Origin of the sequence: Deinococcus misasensis DSM 22328 (assembly GCF_000745915.1) — a bacterium.
Lineage (GTDB): Bacteria > Deinococcota > Deinococci > Deinococcales > Deinococcaceae > Deinococcus_C > Deinococcus_C misasensis.
Genome location: NZ_JQKG01000014.1, coordinates 40650 through 57317 on the forward strand (window position 1 = coordinate 40650; position 16668 = coordinate 57317).

The window sequence follows — 16668 nt, forward strand, 5'->3', positions numbered from 1 at the left end:
TATGAAACCCCTCACCTGTTTTTCGAGGCCCCTTAAAAGCCATTCTGGTGAGCGGTGGTTTTTTGTTGTGCTGGACTCACTTCCAGAGGCTGGTCTGGGTTCCCCCAATGACCTGCATCCCAGTGAGGTTGAGTTTCACTTTCTCAATGCCGAATTCGCTGTACAGACCGTACCGGCTCATGTCCATGCCGTGATCGTGCACCTTCAAAGGCTTGTCCTCGCCTCGGGCTTGAGCTTTGGGGTCCCAGAGGTAAGCACTGTACTCCCGGATGACATTCCGGCAGTGACGGGCAACCATGTAGCGTCCGGTGTGCAGGCACTGGGCGTGGAACCGGATGCCGTTGATCACATCGTTCTTCGCATCCAGCACCCTGTACCCGCGTTTGATGAGCTCCACCCTGAAACTGGCGGCACTCGGGTCAAGGTAAATGTGGTCGATCTTCCGCCCGGCCAGCCACGCCTCGAAGTCATCGGCGTACTCGGCATCGGTCTTCTGGCGTCCAGTGTCCCGGCCAGAGTGGTGGTACTCATCGGCCAGCCACACCTGGGGGGTGGCGTAACGCCCGCTGGCATCCACAATCCCGGTGGGGTTGCGTAACGCTCCGAACAGGCCGAACACCGTGGCGTTGCTGGTGCCGTAATCGATGGCGACGTACTGGTAGTCGGGCTCTGGAAGGTTGAGGGTGGTGTGCAGGGCCTCGTCGAAAAAATCGAAGATGGCGCCTTCCGCTGCCACCCAGAGGCCGAGGATGAACCGCTTGTACCAGAGGCCCACGTACTCGGCTTCGAGGGCTTTGATGTAGTCGGGGTCGAGGGTGGTGTTTGCGCTGATGGGCCACGTGAAACGCCGGAGGTTCAGGCTGGCCATCTTGTCGATGTACTCGGTTTTCAGCCAGTGGAACGGGCCGTCCGGGTTGGTGGTGATGAAGAACTTTGCGCCCCTGACGGAAAGGCGGAGACCGCACTGCTTGAAGACCTCAGCGGGCCAGAGGGTAACCTCATCGCCGTAAATCCCTGCTGCTGTGCTCCCGCGGATCCGGCCTTCTGCGTCTTTGTTGCTGGCCCCGAGGATGTAGATTTCCCGGCCTGCGAACCACGCTTTGCCTGCGCTGGTGCTGTAGTCGAACAGGCCACCCGTGAACTCCCGCAGGGGCGCAAGGATGTTCCTTTCGAGAGCTCCGAGGGTCTTGCCGATCATCCACAGGTCGCCTCTGGGGGCGGTGATCACGAATTCCAGCCAGCGGATCAGGGAGTGGACGGTTTTGCCTGAGCGGACTGGTCCATCCCAGATGTTGTAACGCCCGGTGGACTCCCAGATGCTGTCCTCTGGAGGGCCAGCGATTGGCGTCCACATCAGCTTTCATCCCCAGGTTGTTTTTTTGCCTCGTGCTCTGCGCGCTTCTGGGCCATGAGCTGGGCGAGTTGCAGCAGGCCGGAGTTCTTGCCATCGTCGCCAGCTTCTTTGTAGATGCCGAAGTGCTTGGCGAGTTTGTCGAGGGCAGCGAGTTTGTCGTGCTGCTGGATTTCGATTTCGATGGTGGTGTCCGTGACCAGTTCGGAGACCTGGCTGATGGTCTTCTTCATTTTGACGCGTTTGACGCTGGCGGCTTCGTCTCGGGTGAGGATGCTGGAGGGGTAGGGGGTGAGTCCGTCTGCGTCCCATACGCCGAGGTCTCGGGTGCTGCTGAAGGCGATGGCTGCGAGTTCTTCGATGACGCGTTGGGCGGTGATTTCGTTTTTTTGTGCCTTTTTGCGTTTGAGGGTGGTGATGTGTTGTGCGACTAAGGGATTTTTAAGGAGGTCGTGGGCGATGACGTGGGCGCTTTTGGGGCTGTAGCCTGCGCGGATGGCGGCTTTGGTTGCGTTGAGGTCCACCATGTATTCGTCGCAGAAGCGTTCTTGCATGTTGGTGAGGGTTCTGGGTGTTTTGGGTGGTTTTTTTTGGGTGGGGGGTGTTTTGGTTTTGCCCCGTTTGGTGTTGGTGGGGGGTTTTTGCGGGGCCATGGTCACATCCTTTCTTTAGACTCAGTAGAACAATTCTAACTATTGAAATAATTATTATTCTGGACTAGAATAAAAAACATCAAGGCAGTGCAGACAGCACACCTGAAATCCCATGGAGGACCACATGCTGAACACCCAACCCACCCAGAGAAAAGCCCCCAGTGCAAAAAGCCAACTCGTGAAGGCCCTTTCCGAGATCAGCAGGGAGAAGCGTCGCAACATCGGGTTCATCCTCGGGCTGCAAGGCCAGCACAACCTCGGTTCCAGTGACGTCCGCTGGATTGCAGAAGGGATCATGCAGGCACCCATGGCCACCCGTGACCGGATCCTCAGGGAGGTGGCCGTGTGCAGCACCCTTCCAGGACAGGAAGGCATCGTGCGGGTGATGTGCAACCTGACCTTCCACAGCTTCGAGCTGGTGCAGGCTGCCACCCGCAGTGAGCGGGGGATGCTGAACGCCTGAAATTCTCACTGCTGAGAATATGCCCGGTGAAAGCCGGGCTTTTTTGGAGGGATACCATGCAAGAAACACTGACCGTTGGCAACATCCACTTCACCCTGATTCGCTGCGCCAGAAAAACGCTGGCCATCAACGTCGAGAATGACGGGAGCGTGAACGTCCGGGCACCAGAGGGGGCACCAGAGCACCTGATCCTGAAGGCAATAGCTGACCGGCATGACTCCCTCTGGGAGACCGTGCAAAAACACCAGCAGGGGTTGAGGCCCGTGGTGTTCGAGAATGCCCGCAGTGTCCGGCACCGGGGTGAGAACTGGCGTCTCCGGTTGGAGGACCGGACGGATGTGCTTTTCGTGCGGGATGGGCACTGGATTCACGTTCCGGCCAGTGACTCCAGAAGGCACCTGATTGAGGCGTTTACCCAGCGGATCCGGGAGCACCTGCAAGGCCCGATGGAGGACACCGCCAGAGAGTTGCGTTTTCCCCTGACTGGCGTGCAGGTGAGGGACGTGACGGGGTGGGTGAAGGTCAGCAGGCGCGGTCTGGTTTCCGTGGACTGGCGTGCTGCGATGCTCGCACCTTTCGCCCTGCGGTACCTGCTGGCTGTCGCTGCCTGCAAGGCCAGTGGGAAGCAGGCGGACCTCTGGAGGTTATGCCCGGATGCCCGGAATGCCGTGACGTGGTTGAAGGAGCACGGCAGGTCGTGTGACCTCCATGAAATCCCTTAGGAAGTGTCGTGTGCGACATGTTGCAGGTGGTTTTACTTATTCCGTTTGGCCCCTGAAAACACCCCAAAATCATTACGTTTCTGGCATAATGTTAAGGGGAGGTGAACGATGGGAGCTAAAAAAGGAACGAACACCAAGCAGTCCAGTGCCGCGATGGCCAGCAAAGCCAGCAAGGTACTCCAGAGCAACAGTTCCAGCAAAACCGCCAAGAGCCTCGCTGGATCCGTGCTGTCACAGGCACACCTGAACAAGAAGAAGTAACACAGGTGGCCACGCACTCCCCGATTCCGTTCGGGGATTTTTTTTGGCAGGACCGGCAGGATTTGAACCTTGCAACCACCCGGTTTGGAGGCGGGTGCTCTACCAGATTGAGCTACAGTCCCATGCTGGCCCCAGGTGTGCAGGCTGGGGCCTTTAGGAGGGGTCATGAAGCGACGAATTGCGGGGTCAGGCCATTTAACGCATGGCTGCGAGACGCTGGATCACCTCCTGCTGTTGCGGGTGGCCCTGATTTTCCGCCAGAGTACTTTTCTGGCCTTCTGGGAGTGGTGTGCTGGTTTGACCTTTGGTTTTGCCATGTGCACCTCCTGATCTCTGATCTCTCCCACGGGAGACATTCTCTTGGGTGAGAATATTCAGTCTGCCGGGTGGGGGCGTCTGTGTACCTCTGCTGCCTTCACGCTGGACCGGAAGGCCAGTGGGATCCGCGCAGCCGCTTGTGTGGCCTGCCGTTGCTCCTCTGGGGTCCTTCGGGTGGGGTAGACCGTCCATGTGGTGCCCATGCCGTCATCGAGGGTGAGGGCTGGGCGTTCCAAGCGCTGGTTCACGAGGGCCAGCATGCGGATTTTGGCTTCCGCTGGTGGGCTCTGGCCGTTGAGGATGCTTCGGATGCTGGCATGGATTCCGAGGCGGTCGAGTTGCTCGCGGATGCTGTTGGCATGCTCAGGCTTCCAGACCACCTGATTCACGTGTTCGTGAAACATGGTTTTCTCCGTTGCGGTAAGGTTTTTGAGGGTACAGTTTAGTGTAGCATTTTTGACGATCCGGTCAAGGTTGTCGCCTTCGGGTGACACACTGGGGCATGGCCAGAAAACGCAAGAAAACCAGAGAGGAAATTTTGAGGCACTTTCAGGAGGTCTGGGATTACATGCAGGCGCACCCGAGGCCGGAGGGGCCGGTGGGGCAGTGTGATGGTGGGCATGTGTTTGTACGGCCTCCTGATTTGCCGGGCTGAAATGAAAAGTCCCGAGGGCGACTCCACTCGCTGCCTCGGGTTTGGACGGTGCCCCCAACAGGGGGCGTCTTCATTTTAGGGGTTTCCCTGATGCAGTCTCAAGTGTTGACATACTCAATAATTGAGTATATACTGATCTCAGATCAGAGAGCACTCCACAAAATCCCGCTCGATGATCAGGACGGTACGAAATGAAACGAGTTGAATTCGGAAGCAAAGTGTACGCCACCAACAGCAATGGAGAAGGCCTCTTCACCCGCCAAGCCACCGAGGGCGCATACACCCAAATCAAAGGCAACAGCCAATTCAAAGCCAACAAAACCGCCAAAGGCTTCATTTCCCAACTGAAACGTGCTGGCCTGATCTCCAGCGATGCAGAAGCCACCTACATCAACTGGTAATTCCTCCTCCCGAGCCGGACGGGCAAATCCGGCACTGGAGACCAAAATGAAATTGCAACGCATTGTCCAACACCTTACCTCCGGCGAAAAATTTGGTTACGCCCTCGACTCCGACAACCAACAGGAGTACTGGACCGATGCCCTGAACGAGCAGGAAGTGGAAACCCTGAAAGCTCAGGACGGCGACTGGGAAGGCGTGGAGGCCGTAGACATCAGCGAAATGGGCGACGAGGAGTTTGCCCATCACTGTGGTCAATACCGAGAAATCCACCAGTTCTAAACCTCATTCCCTCTCTGGCCCCTTCGGGGGCCTTTTTCACAGGAGACCACCATGAGCCAGCTGTTTGCCTACCCAGCAGGACACATCAATCCAAAAGACCTCACTTGGTGGGAAACCAGACTGCAAGACCCTACCAAGTACACCCCCTGTTTTATTCGTTTTGGGGCACTCCCAGAAGGCGGAAAATCCCGGAACCACCGCTCAAACACCCTTGAGGCCGGAGTAAGTGTTTATCAGGCATACCGGAGTATCAACACCGGCTCTTACATCATCATGCTGGATGGTATCGACCAAATTTCTGCTGCTTTTTGCATCTCGGATGAGGTTCCTGCCTTTTTTGTGACTGGCGATCTGCTGGATGTGCGGGGCTCGGATGGCGAACCCCTGCTGGTGAACTGCAAAGCGAAACGCATGACCAAAAAACAGCAGCAAGCTATCCGCCTCGACCTTGGACCAAGCAAGCAGTAACCCCATTTTTACAGGAGACCACCATGCCGAAATTTCCGACTGCAGCCATCAAAGGGGCACTCATCAAGGCCCTCATCCTCCAGAAGTACAAAACCGTGCGTGAATTTGCCGTCCAAAACGGCATGACCGAAAAGGAATACCAGAATTTGTCCAGCAGCATCGCTGGAAGTCGGAATTTTGGGGACAAGCAGTTTGAGGGGTTGCTGGCCCTCCTCGGGCAGGACCCCGAGAAACTGGAGTTGGTGGCCCGTGAAGGCTGAACCCCGACCTCTGGTGATCCTCCGCGAGCAGAAACCCCTGATGGATGCCGTGAAACCCCAAATCCAACCGTTCCGGCAGGCGTACCTGGAGAACCGCCTCCCTCCAGAGCTGGACCGTTGGGACCCATCTGTCTACCTGCCGATGGGCCTTTACCTGAGCCTCCTGCAGCACCTCGGCAGGGGCCAAATGCCTCCAGAGCCCCTCGCTCTCGGGAGTGCCATTGCGTGTGCCCTGCACAGCTGGAGCATGACCAGAGACGTGTACCGTTTTGACCCAGAGGTTGCAGCACAGCTCATCACCGGGAACCTGAAAGGCGAGATCCCCACGAGCCTGCTGAAACGCCTGCCGGGCTGGTGCCTGTACATCGATGTACAGGCACTGGGACTGCATTACCAGCCAGCGAAACGGGATGTCGTGGGATTTTTCGCCCATCTGGACCATGACCCTCGGGGCTGGCTGGAGTTGCGCCTGCTGTTTGATGTGGGGGTCGAGAAGGCTCTTTTTGCCCTGCCAGTCCCCCTGAAGGGCAGCATTGAGGAGTCCCTGAAATCCCTACCAGAGAGCGCAGGTCTGCCCGGCCAGATCCAGCAGGCCGTGGGGCAGGCCACTGTGGGTTACTACGGGGATCTGGCTGGCCAGTGCATCAACCTACTGCTGTGGTTGTGCAGTGAGGAGCCGGACATTGTTGGGAAAGGCCAGCCCACCCGCCCACAGCCAGTGCGGACAAAGCAGGGTTTGAGGGAGTTCCCGGTTTCCGAGCCTGTTCGGTCGTGGGATGTGGCGTACAGGTACGGTAGCAAACTCAGGCTGGCAGAGGGGCATTTCGAGCGAGAGCAGGGCACGGGCGAAGGCAGGAGCAGGCCCCGTCCGCACTACCGGAGGCCACACTGGCATGCGTTCTGGACTGGCCCGAGGGGTGGTGAGCGGGTGCTGGTGCTGAGGTGGGTGCCTCGGGTGCCGGTGAACATGCAGGGGGTCTCAGAGGACGATTTGCCTGCTGTGATCCATCGCGTTCAGGAGTAGATTTTTGTCGCCCGGAGGGGCTTACTTTTAATTCTAAAGGTTGGAATTTGTGTCATACTGGGGGGAGGAGGGATCATGCCCGGAGTGAAATCAAACAGCACCAGATCCGTGGCTGTGCTGGCTGTGGAAGCCTACAGGCTCATTGCAGAGAAGCCCGGCCACTTCAACCAACAGGCACTGGCTGAGGCCATGCAGGAATCCAAGACCAGAGTCCACCGGATTGTCACGGACTTGGAGGAAGCGGGTCTGGTTTTTGTGCACCAGACCAAATTGACCACTGTGCAACCAGAGCCTGAGCCTGTCTCGCATTCAGGTGGGGGGAATCCTCCCGGCCCTTGCTCGTCGTGCTGAACCCGGCTTTGTCCGGGTCTTTTCTTGCCCGCCTCACTTAAATTGACTAAGTACAAATATTCTAACTATTGAAATACAAAATATTCTCAAGTAGAATAATACTCAGAAGGGAACCTCAAGGGAGCACCAAGCCTGCCAGCCTCGCTCCCCTGAAATCCAATCCCTACTGAGGTGTACGGACATGAAAAATCTTACCCAAACCCAAAGCCCCGAGCAAGCAACCTTCGAAGCCACCCTCGAATTTGGACTCCTCATCGGCATGACCGAACAGGAAGCCCGCAACTGGGCAACCCAGCGCGTCGAAGCCAAACACGGCCAGAACGTGGAGGTGGAGGCATGAACGCCAACTTCTCCAGCAACACCCTCACTCTGGCCCACATTCAGGAAGCCGAAGCCAACCTCACCAGTGCCCGCAAAGCCCTCTACACCGCCACCGAAAAGGCCGTAATGCTCAAGCGCATTCACGACAACGCCCGCGCTGAAACCATCAAGTCCGGCCTGATCACCGGCAAAAATGCTGAGGAGCGCGAAGCCAACCTGCACGCCTCCCTGAAAGCCGAGCGCTCCATGCTGGAGGAAGCAGAACGCGGGGTGGCCTTCGCCCGCCAGAACTTCGAGGTTGCTGAAATCCACTGGAACAGCATCCGGTACCAGCTGCGCCTGCTGGAAGTCCTGAAGGGAGGAGGGGCATGAACGCCCCTTTTTCCCTCCCCCCACTGCAACGCCAGATGGTTGCAGAGCGGATTCCTGCACGTCCCAACGTTCTGGCCATGGTGAGTTTAAGCCCCATCAGTTACCAGAAAGTGGTTGTGGATGAGCGTGGAGCGTTCGGGATTGAGTGGCGCGGGCATGATGGCACTGAGGCAGAAATGGATGCTTTCGTGGAGACTCTGAAGGGGTATGGGTACGGAGTGGTTGTGACCTGTCGGATTTGGGGTTTCAGCATCCGAATTGAAGGAGGTGCGTGATGGGGGTGGCCTTCTGGTTCCCTCTGGAGGACAACCAGCCCAGCAAGACCTTTGTGGACGTGGAGGAACTGGGTAGGGTGGAGGATGACTACCTGCCCACGTTCGGAGGCCCCAAAATCAACCCTGACCCTCAGGCCGAGTGGGAAGCACAACAGGAGTAAAACAAAAGCCCCCTGCTGGTGCAGGGGGTCTTTCTTTGTGCCTTCAGATGATGGGGGCACTCCAGGAGATCACCCACCATTTTGAGGTGATGCCTCGATCATCATCGCACTTGGCGTGGACCATGTACCCGAGGTTTTCGAGGTGCTCCCTCACAACTGGTCGGAGTTCGTTGACCTTCACCTCAGTTTCACAGCGTCCAATGGCCAACTGGATGGCTTGGCTGATTGCTGCCATGTTCTGCTCGTTTTTTTCGTGCTCGATGCTCTGGACTGCCTTGAGGGCTTCAGATGCTCTAGGGATGCTGGTTTTCATGCTTTCACTGTCTCCTTTTGGCGTGGCACTCACCACACCAGATGCCTTGGTATTTTCGGGCACTGCTGACGTAAACCCAGCCATCCAGCAGGAAGGCACTTTTGCTCAGAGTAGCGGTGGCCCCGCATTTCACGCAGGTATGGGTTTCAATGGTTTTTTGGTTCTCGGGTTTTCCTGCTGAGGCTTGAACCATTTGCCGAATGGCATTTTCACCTCGATTTTCGTCGTAATCGGGGTTGCGGTTCATGGGTTCACCCGCTTGAACTCCACGACCCACACAAAGGGGTTGGCGTCCCAAGTGACCCCATGTTTTGTGTGCAGGGAGTTCCAGAAGCGCTGGAAACGGATTCGCGCACGAGGTCCAATAGGGGGTTTGGGCATGGGTGGCTTGCCAAGCTCCCAACTCCCATGCTCCTTTTTGTATGCTTCGGTGGCCAGCGTGAATTGCTTGAGTTGCTCAGCGTATTCAGGGAAAAGTTTGCCAGTGGTCTCCTGAGACAGGGCGTGCATGCCCTCCGCAAATGCGTCATGCTGGGTGATGTTCTGGAGGGGTTCACACCAAATGGCGGTGATTTCCAACTGGATCCGGGAGAAGACGTGAGGCATGTGCATGGCCTCAATCACCTTGTTTTTGGCTTTCTTCTCAATCCAGTTGGTGTACTCCTGCTCTGGCAGCACGGGGATGGGTGCGCCGTCAGCTGCATAAATCCAATTCTGGTGTTCGTCGCGCACCAGAACCTCTTTGACCCAGAGCTGATCACCGACCTTCCCGTACCTGCACCGCACTTCTCCAAGGCTGCGGCTGTTCGGGGTGGCGTCTTTCACGCAGTTGTAGGTGGTGAGGACGTCGGAATCTCTGGTGGTGAGCCAGACGAAGCCAGTGCCCTTTGGGGGTTTGGCCAGCCTGCGGGTCTGGGTTTTTGCGTTGGAAAGGATGGCTCGAACCATCTCGGGACCGAACATGATGGGGCGTTCTTTCATTGGGGACCTCCATGGTGGGTTTCGAGGGCTTTGATGTAAGCGCGGGCCAGAGCTTCAGTCAAGGTGGCTCCTGATGCCCCAGAGCAAATGTCAGGTTGCCCTACTGGGCCAAACACCACACAGTGATCACCATCAGGTATGGAGTCCCTCACCCAATCCCACCCTCGGGCTTTAATGCGGTTGAGCAAGGCAGCGAGCAAATGGCGCTCGTAAAAGTCGGTGGTTTCCCAGATACCAAAAAGCTCATGGTGGTTCCGGTCAAAGTACTGGTGCCCGCAGGGCAACGTGAAAAGTTGAATTTTTTCCGTGGATTCAAAAATGTCTGGGTCTAATTTTTCCAGTTGCCTGAGCAATTCAGGTCCAAGAGGGCTCTGGAGGCCATCCTCATCTTTGATGCGTTCAAAAGCAGCACTGAGGGGGTAATACATGGCTCGGAGTTCCTTGGCGTGCTCCAGCAGGAGCTCGTGCGCTTTGGTCCGGCTGTAATGGCTGGATTCAAACTCGGCCAGCAGTTTCTGAAGGGTGTTCATTCATCCTCCTGCAAGTAGCCATCTGGCATGTCCTCAATGCGGTGCTCGATGCGGAGTGACCGGCATGTGGCAGGGAGGGCAAACAGCAGCATCTGCCATGCAGCCAGTTGATCGGTGTACTCCTGATGCCCGAGGTCCGGGGGTTCCACGAAAAAGGGCGTCTGGGGGTCTTGCTCTGGGTTGGCGTGGGAGTGGTTGTGCCTGCTGAGCTTCGTGCGCTTCGGGGGGCGTTTCATTTCGATTCGCACCTGATCGAGGATGGCTGCACGCTCTTTCAGGGTGAGGGGTGCGAGGCCTTGCGCTTCTCGCTTTTCGAGGGTGCTGGGGGTGGTCAGCAGGTGCTCCACCCACTCGAGGTACTTGCCGTTGGGTCGGTTGGGTCGGTGCGTCCTGCCGAGGTAAGCAGAAATCAGGCTGGCCGTGGTCTCATCGAGGGTGCTTCTGGCCTGCAAAAAGTCCTCTTTGGTGAGGGTGAGGGTGTTGATGGCGTCCACGACCAGCAATTTCCCGTCCTGTTCGGGGTGAGGGGTGAGGTGCCGGGTGGTGTGCTCGTAATGCACCCGGAATCCGTAAGAGGCGTCTGCATTGAAGGTCTCCCACCAGATGCAGCCAGCGAGGGCAATGGTGAGGTTTCGGAGGTTCCGTTTGTGGTGCTCGATGAGGGACAGGGGTTCAGGGATCCTCTGGAGGCTGATGATCATGCGGTCTCTCCCGTGGGGGACATGCGTTCACTGAGGGTGTGCCTCCAAGGGGTGTTGTCATTGATGAGCATGTCCCGGCTGAGTGCTGTTACGAACGTGCGGAGGCGGAGGCTGTAAATGAAGTAGATCTGGGTGCGCCTGACGGTCATGCGGCAGTACACGCAGTCATCGCCCTGCTGGCAGTCCCCGAGGTACTCGGCTTGGCGGAGTGCCCGATTCCCGAGGTCTTGAACCTGGGTGAATGTGAAGTCGAGGTTGTACCGTTCCCGGATGCGTTTCATGGTGTGGGTGATGGCGTTCTGGATGTGCTCGGGGTGGTTTTTGCGGTAGGACTTGGCGAATTTTTTGCATCTGTGACGAGGGATTCTGCGGGGCATGGTTATGCGGGCTCCCATGTGGTGGACACAGCGAAACGCTGGCCTTGGTAGGTCTTCTGGGTGATGGTCCAGCGCTTTCCGGTGCGTTTCTCCTTGAGGGTGTAAACGACGGTGGTGGTGAGGACTTGCTGGCCAACTTCAGCCATGCCTGCTGGTGCCGTTTCGGGGTTGGTGCGTGGGGGCTTGGATCCACCAAGGAAGCGACGCTCGAATTCAGTGGAGCCTTGCAGGAAGTCTTTGGTGGGGATTCCGGTGATTTGGGAGAGAGCATGGTGCAGTTGCTGTGTCTTTTGGGCTTCTGAGATGCGGAGTTGTTGTTGGTAGAGGATGCTGTTCATACGCCCTGCCTGTATGTGACGGTGGAATTCCAGCCGTGCTGGGCCTCATCAAAATGGAGCGATTTGACGCCGAGAGGGCCAGCCCAACCCCACCATTTCCTCTGGGGGTCAAAGATGCTGCCCCGTTTGCCTTTGGCTGGGCTGTAGTAGGTTCTGGGGTAGAACACGTCACCGCACTCGAAAGCCCCGAGGGTTTTGCTGCTGCCATCCTGCGCAGCGATGAAGCCGATCACGCCACGGTTTTCGATGTACAGCTTGTAGAACGGACTTTTGGGGTGAGTAAGAACCTGAATGGGGACAAGGACCGACTCGCCACCGTGCCGGTGCGCGAACCACTTCGCGGTCTTCTGAGCCCAGAGGAAAGCAAGGTGATCCACAAGTTTCTTGCAGTACTCCTCTTTGGTGAGGGTGGGCATGTTCTCACAGGCCTGCACGTAAGCAGAGAGGAGGGCTTCAATCAGGCTGATTTCGCTGCCGTTGTACCGGGCGATCCCTCCAGAGAACAGGGTTGTGTGGTCGTGCTGCACGAAAACCCGGTCTGGTTCGTGGGAGATTTCGTCGTAGAAGAAGCCCCACTGCCAGCCTTTTTCGCGGATGAGTTTCAGGACCTTCCAGTAGGCTTCTTCCATGCCGGGGTACTGGATGCGCTTATGGTTGGCGAGGTCGGGGTGGATGGCCAGCAGGCAGGCCATGGTGTCTGCGTTGATCATGTGAGCCTCACTTGGTTTCCGTTGACCCGCACGCGGTTGGAGAGGCGCAGGTGCTTGAGGGCTTCGCTGAAGTAGCTTGTGCCGAGGGATGCCGTCAGGTCGCTTTTGGTGGCCGTACCACCCACGCGTTTCAGGCGTTCCTCGATGGCGCGGGCTTTGGCGTGCACGCTGGTCTCATTGGTGGGGACGAGGATGCTCCGGGTGCTTGTGGTGCTGACTGGACCGCGTTTCGCCTTCTGGCCGTTGAAGCCTCCCAGTTCGTGGACCCTCTGGACGAGGTCTTTGACGTTTTGGTCCTTCACGAATTCCTCGCGGGTGAGTTTCTCCTGCTTGAGGACATCCACCTGCTTCTGGAGGTTTCGGGCTTGATCACGCAAACGGGCAACTTCCAGCAGGAGGTGCTCTGGTGGGGCAGGTGGGGTGGGGGCCTTACTGGGGGCTGCCTTCTGGGCGGGCGCAGGTCGCTTCAGGCGCAATTCCTGCAATTCTTTTTCCATCTCGGCAACGCGCCTCCAGAGGGTGGCGTTTTCCTCTGAGAGGTTTTTGTTTGCTCTGGCCACCAGTTTTTTGAGGACGTATGCTGCTGCGTTGTGGCAGTGCAGGTCTTGCATGGTGTCCATCAGGTTCAGCAAGAGGGGTTTGTACTCCTCTGGGATGTTGTCTCGGGCAGCATAAAAAGCTTGATTTCGGGCAACTTGAAGTGCGTGCGCCTGTTCTTTCAGTTGGGCTTTCAGGGCCTCGGGGTCACTGAAGTCCAGCAAGTGCAGTTGGAATTTGGAGCGGGTTGCAGTGCTCACAACATCCCTGCCTTCTCCAGTGCATCCCAGACTTCGTACAGGTCGTGGGCAACGAACACCAGACCGCCATGGGTCCGGCAGTCCTCATGCCACTGCTGCTGCTCTGGGGACAGTCTGCCTGTGGGTTGCTTCAACTCAATCCAGCAAACACGCCCGTCTTTGAGGATGGTCAGGTCCGGGGTGCCTGCCGTGTAGTAGACAGCCCCGTTGCCAGCGGACCCCTTGGGGCCTTCAGTGACCATGTAACCCCGTGTGCGGAGGGTGGTGACCACGACGCTCTGGAATTCGCTTTCCTTCTTGAATTCGTGGGCGGTTGGGCGTTTGGGTTTCTCCGCAACCTCCTGCTGGGGTTTCTTTGGGGCGATCAATCGGCGGGCACGCTCACCGATGTCCACACCCTGCTCTTCCAGTTTGCGCAGTTGGATCACAGCGAAGCCGCTTCCATCCCGGGCGTTTTCTTCGAGTTGTCGGATGAGGTGATCGTTGCTCACAGGAGCCTCCAGGTGATTGCCCCGGTGAGGGTGACGTTGGATTCCACGACGCCTTTCCCTTCGAGCATGCACAGGCACATCCAGTAGATGTTGGCTGCTTTGGTGGGGTCTCCGTTGGCCAACTGGAGGGCAGTCATGGGTTCTTTTGCGGTTTGCAAGCGGTCCACAATCCTGTTTTGCAGGTCTTGCGTGAGGCCTGACAGGGTGAGCTTGGTGAGTTCGCTCATGGGTTCACTCGTCGGTTGGGGGTTCTGCGTTTGCATGTCTGCTCCACTCCTCCAGTGCTGTGATCACGATTGCGAGGGCCACGGTAACGGTCACAACCAGAATCAGAATAATATTCTTCATGAGAATACCTCAGTGCAGGACGTGCATTTCGGTGGGTTGGTACCAGCACCCGAGTTTGGTTTTGTCGAAGTCCACCCAGAAGCACCCGTTGGAACCGCGCATGGTGACTTTGCCGGTCTGGTGTGGGGTGCGGATCCAGACGCGCATCCCGAGTTGGATTTCAGGCTGGTAGGGCTTGCAGGACTCCGCCCGGATGCAGGTGGTCGCTTTGCTGATGGGGTCAAAGGCACGCAGGAGGCCATTTTCGAGGGCTTCGAGGACCTTGAAGGGTTCACCGGATCCGTACACGACCATCTCTCCTGCAACGAAAACCAAAGCGGTTTCTCCCACTGGGAGGGGCTTTGGTGGTTCTGTTTCGGTGGCCACCGGTTTGACCCTTTTGGGGGGTTTGGGTGGGATGAAGTCGAACAGGCCGAATTGCATCACAGGGTTTCCTCCTTTTCGGGCAGTTCGCCCAGTTCCCGCATGAGGGCCAGCACTGCGCCCTTCAGGTAAGGGACGTTTTCAGCCGAGTACAAAATTTGCCCATCCAGCAGGCATTGTGGGAGCACTGCGACCTCACCGTTGATGCTCTTGATGCGGAAAACAATCTCGTGGCGCGGGTTCTCTTTGACGTGCCGAATGGGGGCATCTGCCCAGAAGCCCTGCCCTGACTGCTGCCTTTGGCGGATGGCTTCATCCACATGCCCTTTCTGGCGTTGCAGGGTGTGGTACGTCTGCTGTGTGACCGTGGCCCGGAAAACCTCGCCCCTGACCTGCTCGGGGATGTCCGTCCAAGGGGTGGGTTCGCCCGTCTCCGGGTGCGGGATGTGCCCGGTGTTCACCAGCTCCTTGAGGGACTCGGCGAAGGCTTCGACTTCGCTGGAACTGGGTTTTGATCCAAAGATGGCCTTCATGGCCCTCGCCGTTGCGTCCTGCAAGTCCTCTGGGAGTTCAAGAATTTTGGTGAGGGGACGCAACCGACGCTCGGTGGGGATGGCCACACCAGCACCCGTAAGGATCACATCAATTGCAGCAGCAGCCACCTGCCTGTAACCATGGGCAGCTTTGATGCCCCAGCGCTTCTGGAGGTAATCTTCCCACGTTCCGAGTTCACGGTAGAGTTGCAGGTCGTGGATTTCAGCGAGGGCCTTCCAAGTGGCTTTCGCTGCCTGCTGCCCACCCTCGATGATGCTCTCACGGTCCTGCAAGGCGAGTCGCTCAGCGGGGGAGAGGGGTGTGATGGGTTCTGCATGGTGCACGATGGCTTCGGTCACACTGCATGCCCTTTCTCGCGGAGGTACAGCACGCCCTTCAGGCTGGTGCGGTACAGTTTTCGGTTCAGGGTGTCCGTTTCGTCCTCCTTGAGGAGTTTCTGGTTGAGGAGGACTTCAATCTGGATCTCGGTGTTGCGGAGTGCTGCTTTCAGCCCTGCTGCGACCCCTGCGCTGGACCGGGATCGCTTGGCCAGCATCAGGAGGATTTTCTCTCCGAATTCACTGACTTGCTCACCGATCTGCACGTGAATGTGGTTGTGCTCGATTTTCACGTCTGCGGGTCGAACTTCGGGGCCAGAAGGGGTTTGGAAGGTGACAGTGCCAGCAGGTTCAATCGGAGTGCTTGGGGTACGTTGGAACCCCTGCTTAAGTTGCCTCTCGGGTTTTTTGGCAGGGACCACCACGAACTGGGCAGGCTCTTCAGGTTGGGGCTCTGGTTCAACCTGGGGGATGACCAGCTCGGGTGGGGTGGTGGTATTCACTTCAGGCAGGGCCAGAATGCGCTCGACTTCCTCAACAGGAATCCCCTCCAGAGCGCTGATGTTCTTGATGGTCTGTCCGATTTCATGCATGCGTTTGATTTTGCGGATCCGTTTGACGCTCGTGATCATACTGCTGCACCTCTTCTGGTTTGTATGGGTAAGTGAACCGTCCGCAGTTCACCCAGATCATGCCGTCCATGACGTTCACCACTTTCCCGGTGGTGCCCCATTCGTGTGGGCTGGGGTTTTTGAAAACTGGGTCTCCTGTGGGTTCAGGGTGGACTGTGACGGTGTCGCCTTCTTTCACCACAGGAATTCTCCGGGGTCACGGGTGGCCATGGCTTTGATGATGGCAAGGACCCTCTGGCAGTCCCCCGTGGCGGAGTGCAGGCCCTCGAACTGGCTCTGGTCGATGTTTTCCCGCTCGCAGGCTTTTTTGAGGTTCACGAATTTTGCGCGTTCCTGTCCGGGCAGGGCGGTCAGTTGGGCGTACAGGTCCATCGCGCACTGCTCACGCCAGTTTCGGGGGATGGGGTTCATGCGTCTGGCGAGGCTGCTCTGGCGCATGAGTTCAATATCAAAGGACAGGTTCCATGCGGTGACAATTTTCCCTTCGAGCACGTCCTGCACCATCGGGGCCACTTCCCGCCATGTGGGCGCACCACGCACCATCACGTTGTTGATGCCGTGGATGTTGATGACCACCTGAGGGATGAGCTGCACGGGCTGCACCAGTTCCCGCAGGAGCACTTGGCCGTGGAGGTTCAGGATGGTGATTTCCACGATTTCATCAAGGTGCTCGTGGGGTTTTTTGCCCAGTCCTGTGGTTTCCACGTCGATAACCACGAGGTTTTCGTCCTGAGCGAGCTGCTTGAACTTGTTGAGGGCTTCTGACATTTTGGCCTCCTGCACCCCGGTTTCTCCCACCGGGATACAACTCAATAATATTCTCATTCAGAATAATATTCAAGGATGGGATGGCGAAACATCCCCCTGTTTGACCGAGTT

Annotated in this window: 34 protein-coding genes and 1 tRNA gene; 15 read left to right on the forward strand and 20 right to left on the reverse strand. The window is 57.5% G+C overall.

The annotated features are described in order from the left end of the window. Positions 1-76: 76 nt before the first annotated feature. Both Q371_RS10765 and Q371_RS25610 read right to left on the reverse strand, forming a co-directional pair. Positions 77-1354 (reverse strand): PBSX family phage terminase large subunit, encoded by a 1278-nt coding sequence (locus Q371_RS10765; RefSeq protein WP_051964087.1) that lies wholly within the window; start codon positions 1352-1354, stop codon positions 77-79. After that, positions 1354-2004, reverse strand: coding sequence for a terminase small subunit (locus Q371_RS25610; RefSeq protein WP_157442639.1), 651 nt, complete (start codon positions 2002-2004; stop codon positions 1354-1356). Before Q371_RS25610 ends, Q371_RS10765 begins: the two co-directional genes overlap by 1 nt. A gap of 124 nt (positions 2005-2128) precedes the next feature. Between Q371_RS25610 and Q371_RS10775 the strand changes: the two genes are divergently transcribed. The 3 genes from Q371_RS10775 to Q371_RS27545 all read left to right on the forward strand — a co-directional run bounded on the left by Q371_RS10775 (position 2129) and on the right by Q371_RS27545 (position 3450). After that, entirely contained in the window at positions 2129-2467 is a 339-nt protein-coding gene (locus Q371_RS10775) for a hypothetical protein (RefSeq protein ID WP_157442640.1), read from the forward strand. A 56-nt stretch (positions 2468-2523) separates the two neighbouring features. Then, entirely contained in the window at positions 2524-3189 is a 666-nt protein-coding gene (locus Q371_RS25615; RefSeq protein ID WP_157442641.1) for a YgjP-like metallopeptidase domain-containing protein, read from the forward strand. Positions 3190-3297: 108 nt separating this feature from the next. After that, positions 3298-3450: a hypothetical protein gene (locus Q371_RS27545; RefSeq protein WP_169743829.1), complete on the forward strand. Its 153-nt coding sequence runs from the start codon at positions 3298-3300 to the stop codon at positions 3448-3450. Between the two features lie 44 nt (positions 3451-3494). On the opposite strand, the gene Q371_RS10785 is transcribed toward Q371_RS27545, so the two are convergent. Beyond that, positions 3495-3572: transfer RNA gene (locus Q371_RS10785), tRNA-Trp, on the reverse strand. A 43-nt stretch (positions 3573-3615) separates the two neighbouring features. On the opposite strand from Q371_RS10785, the gene Q371_RS26940 reads away from it, so the two are divergent. Continuing rightward, entirely contained in the window at positions 3616-3780 is a 165-nt protein-coding gene (locus Q371_RS26940) for a hypothetical protein (protein WP_157442642.1), read from the forward strand. Positions 3781-3824: 44 nt separating this feature from the next. Here Q371_RS26940 and Q371_RS10790 read toward each other — a convergent pair whose 3' ends face one another. Next, on the reverse strand, positions 3825-4172 hold the full coding sequence (locus tag Q371_RS10790; RefSeq protein ID WP_034340196.1) for a hypothetical protein: 348 nt from the start codon (positions 4170-4172) through the stop codon (positions 3825-3827). A gap of 98 nt (positions 4173-4270) precedes the next feature. Between Q371_RS10790 and Q371_RS26945 the strand changes: the two genes are divergently transcribed. The 11 genes from Q371_RS26945 (at position 4271) to Q371_RS26955 (ending at position 8336) form a co-directional block, all read left to right on the forward strand. Further along, positions 4271-4423 (forward strand): hypothetical protein, encoded by a 153-nt coding sequence (locus Q371_RS26945; protein WP_157442643.1) that lies wholly within the window; start codon positions 4271-4273, stop codon positions 4421-4423. Positions 4424-4614: 191 nt separating this feature from the next. Next, complete coding sequence (locus Q371_RS10795) at positions 4615-4824, forward strand: hypothetical protein (RefSeq protein ID WP_034340198.1); 210 nt, start codon at positions 4615-4617, stop codon at positions 4822-4824. 46 nt (positions 4825-4870) lie between these two features. Further along, a complete protein-coding gene (locus Q371_RS10800) occupies positions 4871-5104 on the forward strand; it encodes a hypothetical protein (RefSeq protein ID WP_034340200.1) in 234 nt (77 codons plus the stop codon). 51 nt (positions 5105-5155) lie between these two features. Next, positions 5156-5572 carry a hypothetical protein gene (locus Q371_RS10805; RefSeq protein ID WP_034340203.1) on the forward strand — a complete coding sequence of 139 codons (417 nt, stop codon included), beginning with the start codon at positions 5156-5158 and terminating at the stop codon, positions 5570-5572. Between the two features lie 23 nt (positions 5573-5595). Beyond that, positions 5596-5832, forward strand: coding sequence for a hypothetical protein (locus Q371_RS10810; RefSeq protein ID WP_034340208.1), 237 nt, complete (start codon positions 5596-5598; stop codon positions 5830-5832). Next, positions 5822-6856, forward strand: coding sequence for an AcrVA2 family anti-CRISPR protein (locus Q371_RS10815; RefSeq protein ID WP_034340212.1), 1035 nt, complete (start codon positions 5822-5824; stop codon positions 6854-6856). The genes Q371_RS10810 and Q371_RS10815 overlap by 11 nt, the downstream gene beginning before the upstream one ends. A 75-nt stretch (positions 6857-6931) precedes the next feature. After that, positions 6932-7207, forward strand: a complete 276-nt coding sequence (locus Q371_RS10820) for a helix-turn-helix transcriptional regulator (protein WP_034340214.1) — start codon at positions 6932-6934, stop codon at positions 7205-7207. Between the two features lie 181 nt (positions 7208-7388). Beyond that, positions 7389-7547: a hypothetical protein gene (locus tag Q371_RS26950; protein WP_157442644.1), complete on the forward strand. Its 159-nt coding sequence runs from the start codon at positions 7389-7391 to the stop codon at positions 7545-7547. After that, a complete protein-coding gene (locus Q371_RS10825; RefSeq protein ID WP_034340217.1) occupies positions 7544-7900 on the forward strand; it encodes a hypothetical protein in 357 nt (118 codons plus the stop codon). Before Q371_RS26950 ends, Q371_RS10825 begins: the two co-directional genes overlap by 4 nt. After that, positions 7897-8175 (forward strand): hypothetical protein, encoded by a 279-nt coding sequence (locus tag Q371_RS10830; RefSeq protein ID WP_034340221.1) that lies wholly within the window; start codon positions 7897-7899, stop codon positions 8173-8175. Before Q371_RS10825 ends, Q371_RS10830 begins: the two co-directional genes overlap by 4 nt. Continuing rightward, positions 8175-8336, forward strand: coding sequence for a hypothetical protein (locus tag Q371_RS26955; protein WP_157442645.1), 162 nt, complete (start codon positions 8175-8177; stop codon positions 8334-8336). Before Q371_RS10830 ends, Q371_RS26955 begins: the two co-directional genes overlap by 1 nt. Positions 8337-8379: 43 nt before the next feature. Here Q371_RS26955 and Q371_RS10835 read toward each other — a convergent pair whose 3' ends face one another. From Q371_RS10835 to Q371_RS25620, 16 genes are all read right to left on the reverse strand, one after another. Continuing rightward, on the reverse strand, positions 8380-8649 hold the full coding sequence (locus tag Q371_RS10835; RefSeq protein WP_034340225.1) for a hypothetical protein: 270 nt from the start codon (positions 8647-8649) through the stop codon (positions 8380-8382). 4 nt (positions 8650-8653) lie between these two features. Next, a complete protein-coding gene (locus Q371_RS10840) occupies positions 8654-8896 on the reverse strand; it encodes a hypothetical protein (RefSeq protein WP_034340228.1) in 243 nt (80 codons plus the stop codon). After that, on the reverse strand, positions 8893-9630 hold the full coding sequence (locus tag Q371_RS10845) for a hypothetical protein (protein ID WP_034340230.1): 738 nt from the start codon (positions 9628-9630) through the stop codon (positions 8893-8895). Before Q371_RS10845 ends, Q371_RS10840 begins: the two co-directional genes overlap by 4 nt. Next, positions 9627-10160: a hypothetical protein gene (locus tag Q371_RS10850; RefSeq protein ID WP_034340233.1), complete on the reverse strand. Its 534-nt coding sequence runs from the start codon at positions 10158-10160 to the stop codon at positions 9627-9629. Before Q371_RS10850 ends, Q371_RS10845 begins: the two co-directional genes overlap by 4 nt. Then, on the reverse strand, positions 10157-10861 hold the full coding sequence (locus tag Q371_RS10855; RefSeq protein ID WP_034340235.1) for a hypothetical protein: 705 nt from the start codon (positions 10859-10861) through the stop codon (positions 10157-10159). The genes Q371_RS10850 and Q371_RS10855 overlap by 4 nt, the downstream gene beginning before the upstream one ends. Next, positions 10858-11238 (reverse strand): hypothetical protein, encoded by a 381-nt coding sequence (locus Q371_RS10860; protein WP_034340238.1) that lies wholly within the window; start codon positions 11236-11238, stop codon positions 10858-10860. Before Q371_RS10860 ends, Q371_RS10855 begins: the two co-directional genes overlap by 4 nt. A 2-nt stretch (positions 11239-11240) precedes the next feature. Continuing rightward, positions 11241-11576 (reverse strand): hypothetical protein, encoded by a 336-nt coding sequence (locus tag Q371_RS10865; RefSeq protein ID WP_034340240.1) that lies wholly within the window; start codon positions 11574-11576, stop codon positions 11241-11243. Continuing rightward, positions 11573-12286, reverse strand: a complete 714-nt coding sequence (locus Q371_RS10870; RefSeq protein WP_034340243.1) for a hypothetical protein — start codon at positions 12284-12286, stop codon at positions 11573-11575. Before Q371_RS10870 ends, Q371_RS10865 begins: the two co-directional genes overlap by 4 nt. Next, positions 12283-13083 carry a hypothetical protein gene (locus Q371_RS10875; protein WP_034340246.1) on the reverse strand — a complete coding sequence of 267 codons (801 nt, stop codon included), beginning with the start codon at positions 13081-13083 and terminating at the stop codon, positions 12283-12285. The genes Q371_RS10870 and Q371_RS10875 overlap by 4 nt, the downstream gene beginning before the upstream one ends. Next, positions 13080-13574 carry a VRR-NUC domain-containing protein gene (locus tag Q371_RS10880; RefSeq protein WP_034340249.1) on the reverse strand — a complete coding sequence of 165 codons (495 nt, stop codon included), beginning with the start codon at positions 13572-13574 and terminating at the stop codon, positions 13080-13082. Before Q371_RS10880 ends, Q371_RS10875 begins: the two co-directional genes overlap by 4 nt. Next, positions 13571-13837, reverse strand: coding sequence for a hypothetical protein (locus tag Q371_RS10885; protein ID WP_157442646.1), 267 nt, complete (start codon positions 13835-13837; stop codon positions 13571-13573). The genes Q371_RS10880 and Q371_RS10885 overlap by 4 nt, the downstream gene beginning before the upstream one ends. A 94-nt stretch (positions 13838-13931) precedes the next feature. Further along, on the reverse strand, positions 13932-14345 hold the full coding sequence (locus Q371_RS10890; RefSeq protein ID WP_034340255.1) for a hypothetical protein: 414 nt from the start codon (positions 14343-14345) through the stop codon (positions 13932-13934). Then, on the reverse strand, positions 14345-15178 hold the full coding sequence (locus Q371_RS10895; protein WP_034340258.1) for a hypothetical protein: 834 nt from the start codon (positions 15176-15178) through the stop codon (positions 14345-14347). The genes Q371_RS10890 and Q371_RS10895 overlap by 1 nt, the downstream gene beginning before the upstream one ends. Beyond that, a complete protein-coding gene (locus tag Q371_RS10900) occupies positions 15175-15789 on the reverse strand; it encodes a hypothetical protein (protein ID WP_157442647.1) in 615 nt (204 codons plus the stop codon). Before Q371_RS10900 ends, Q371_RS10895 begins: the two co-directional genes overlap by 4 nt. Then, complete coding sequence (locus tag Q371_RS27550) at positions 15743-15967, reverse strand: hypothetical protein (protein WP_211253835.1); 225 nt, start codon at positions 15965-15967, stop codon at positions 15743-15745. The genes Q371_RS10900 and Q371_RS27550 overlap by 47 nt, the downstream gene beginning before the upstream one ends. Beyond that, positions 15964-16557: a 3'-5' exonuclease gene (locus Q371_RS25620; RefSeq protein ID WP_169743830.1), complete on the reverse strand. Its 594-nt coding sequence runs from the start codon at positions 16555-16557 to the stop codon at positions 15964-15966. Before Q371_RS25620 ends, Q371_RS27550 begins: the two co-directional genes overlap by 4 nt. Positions 16558-16668: the final 111 nt, after the last annotated feature.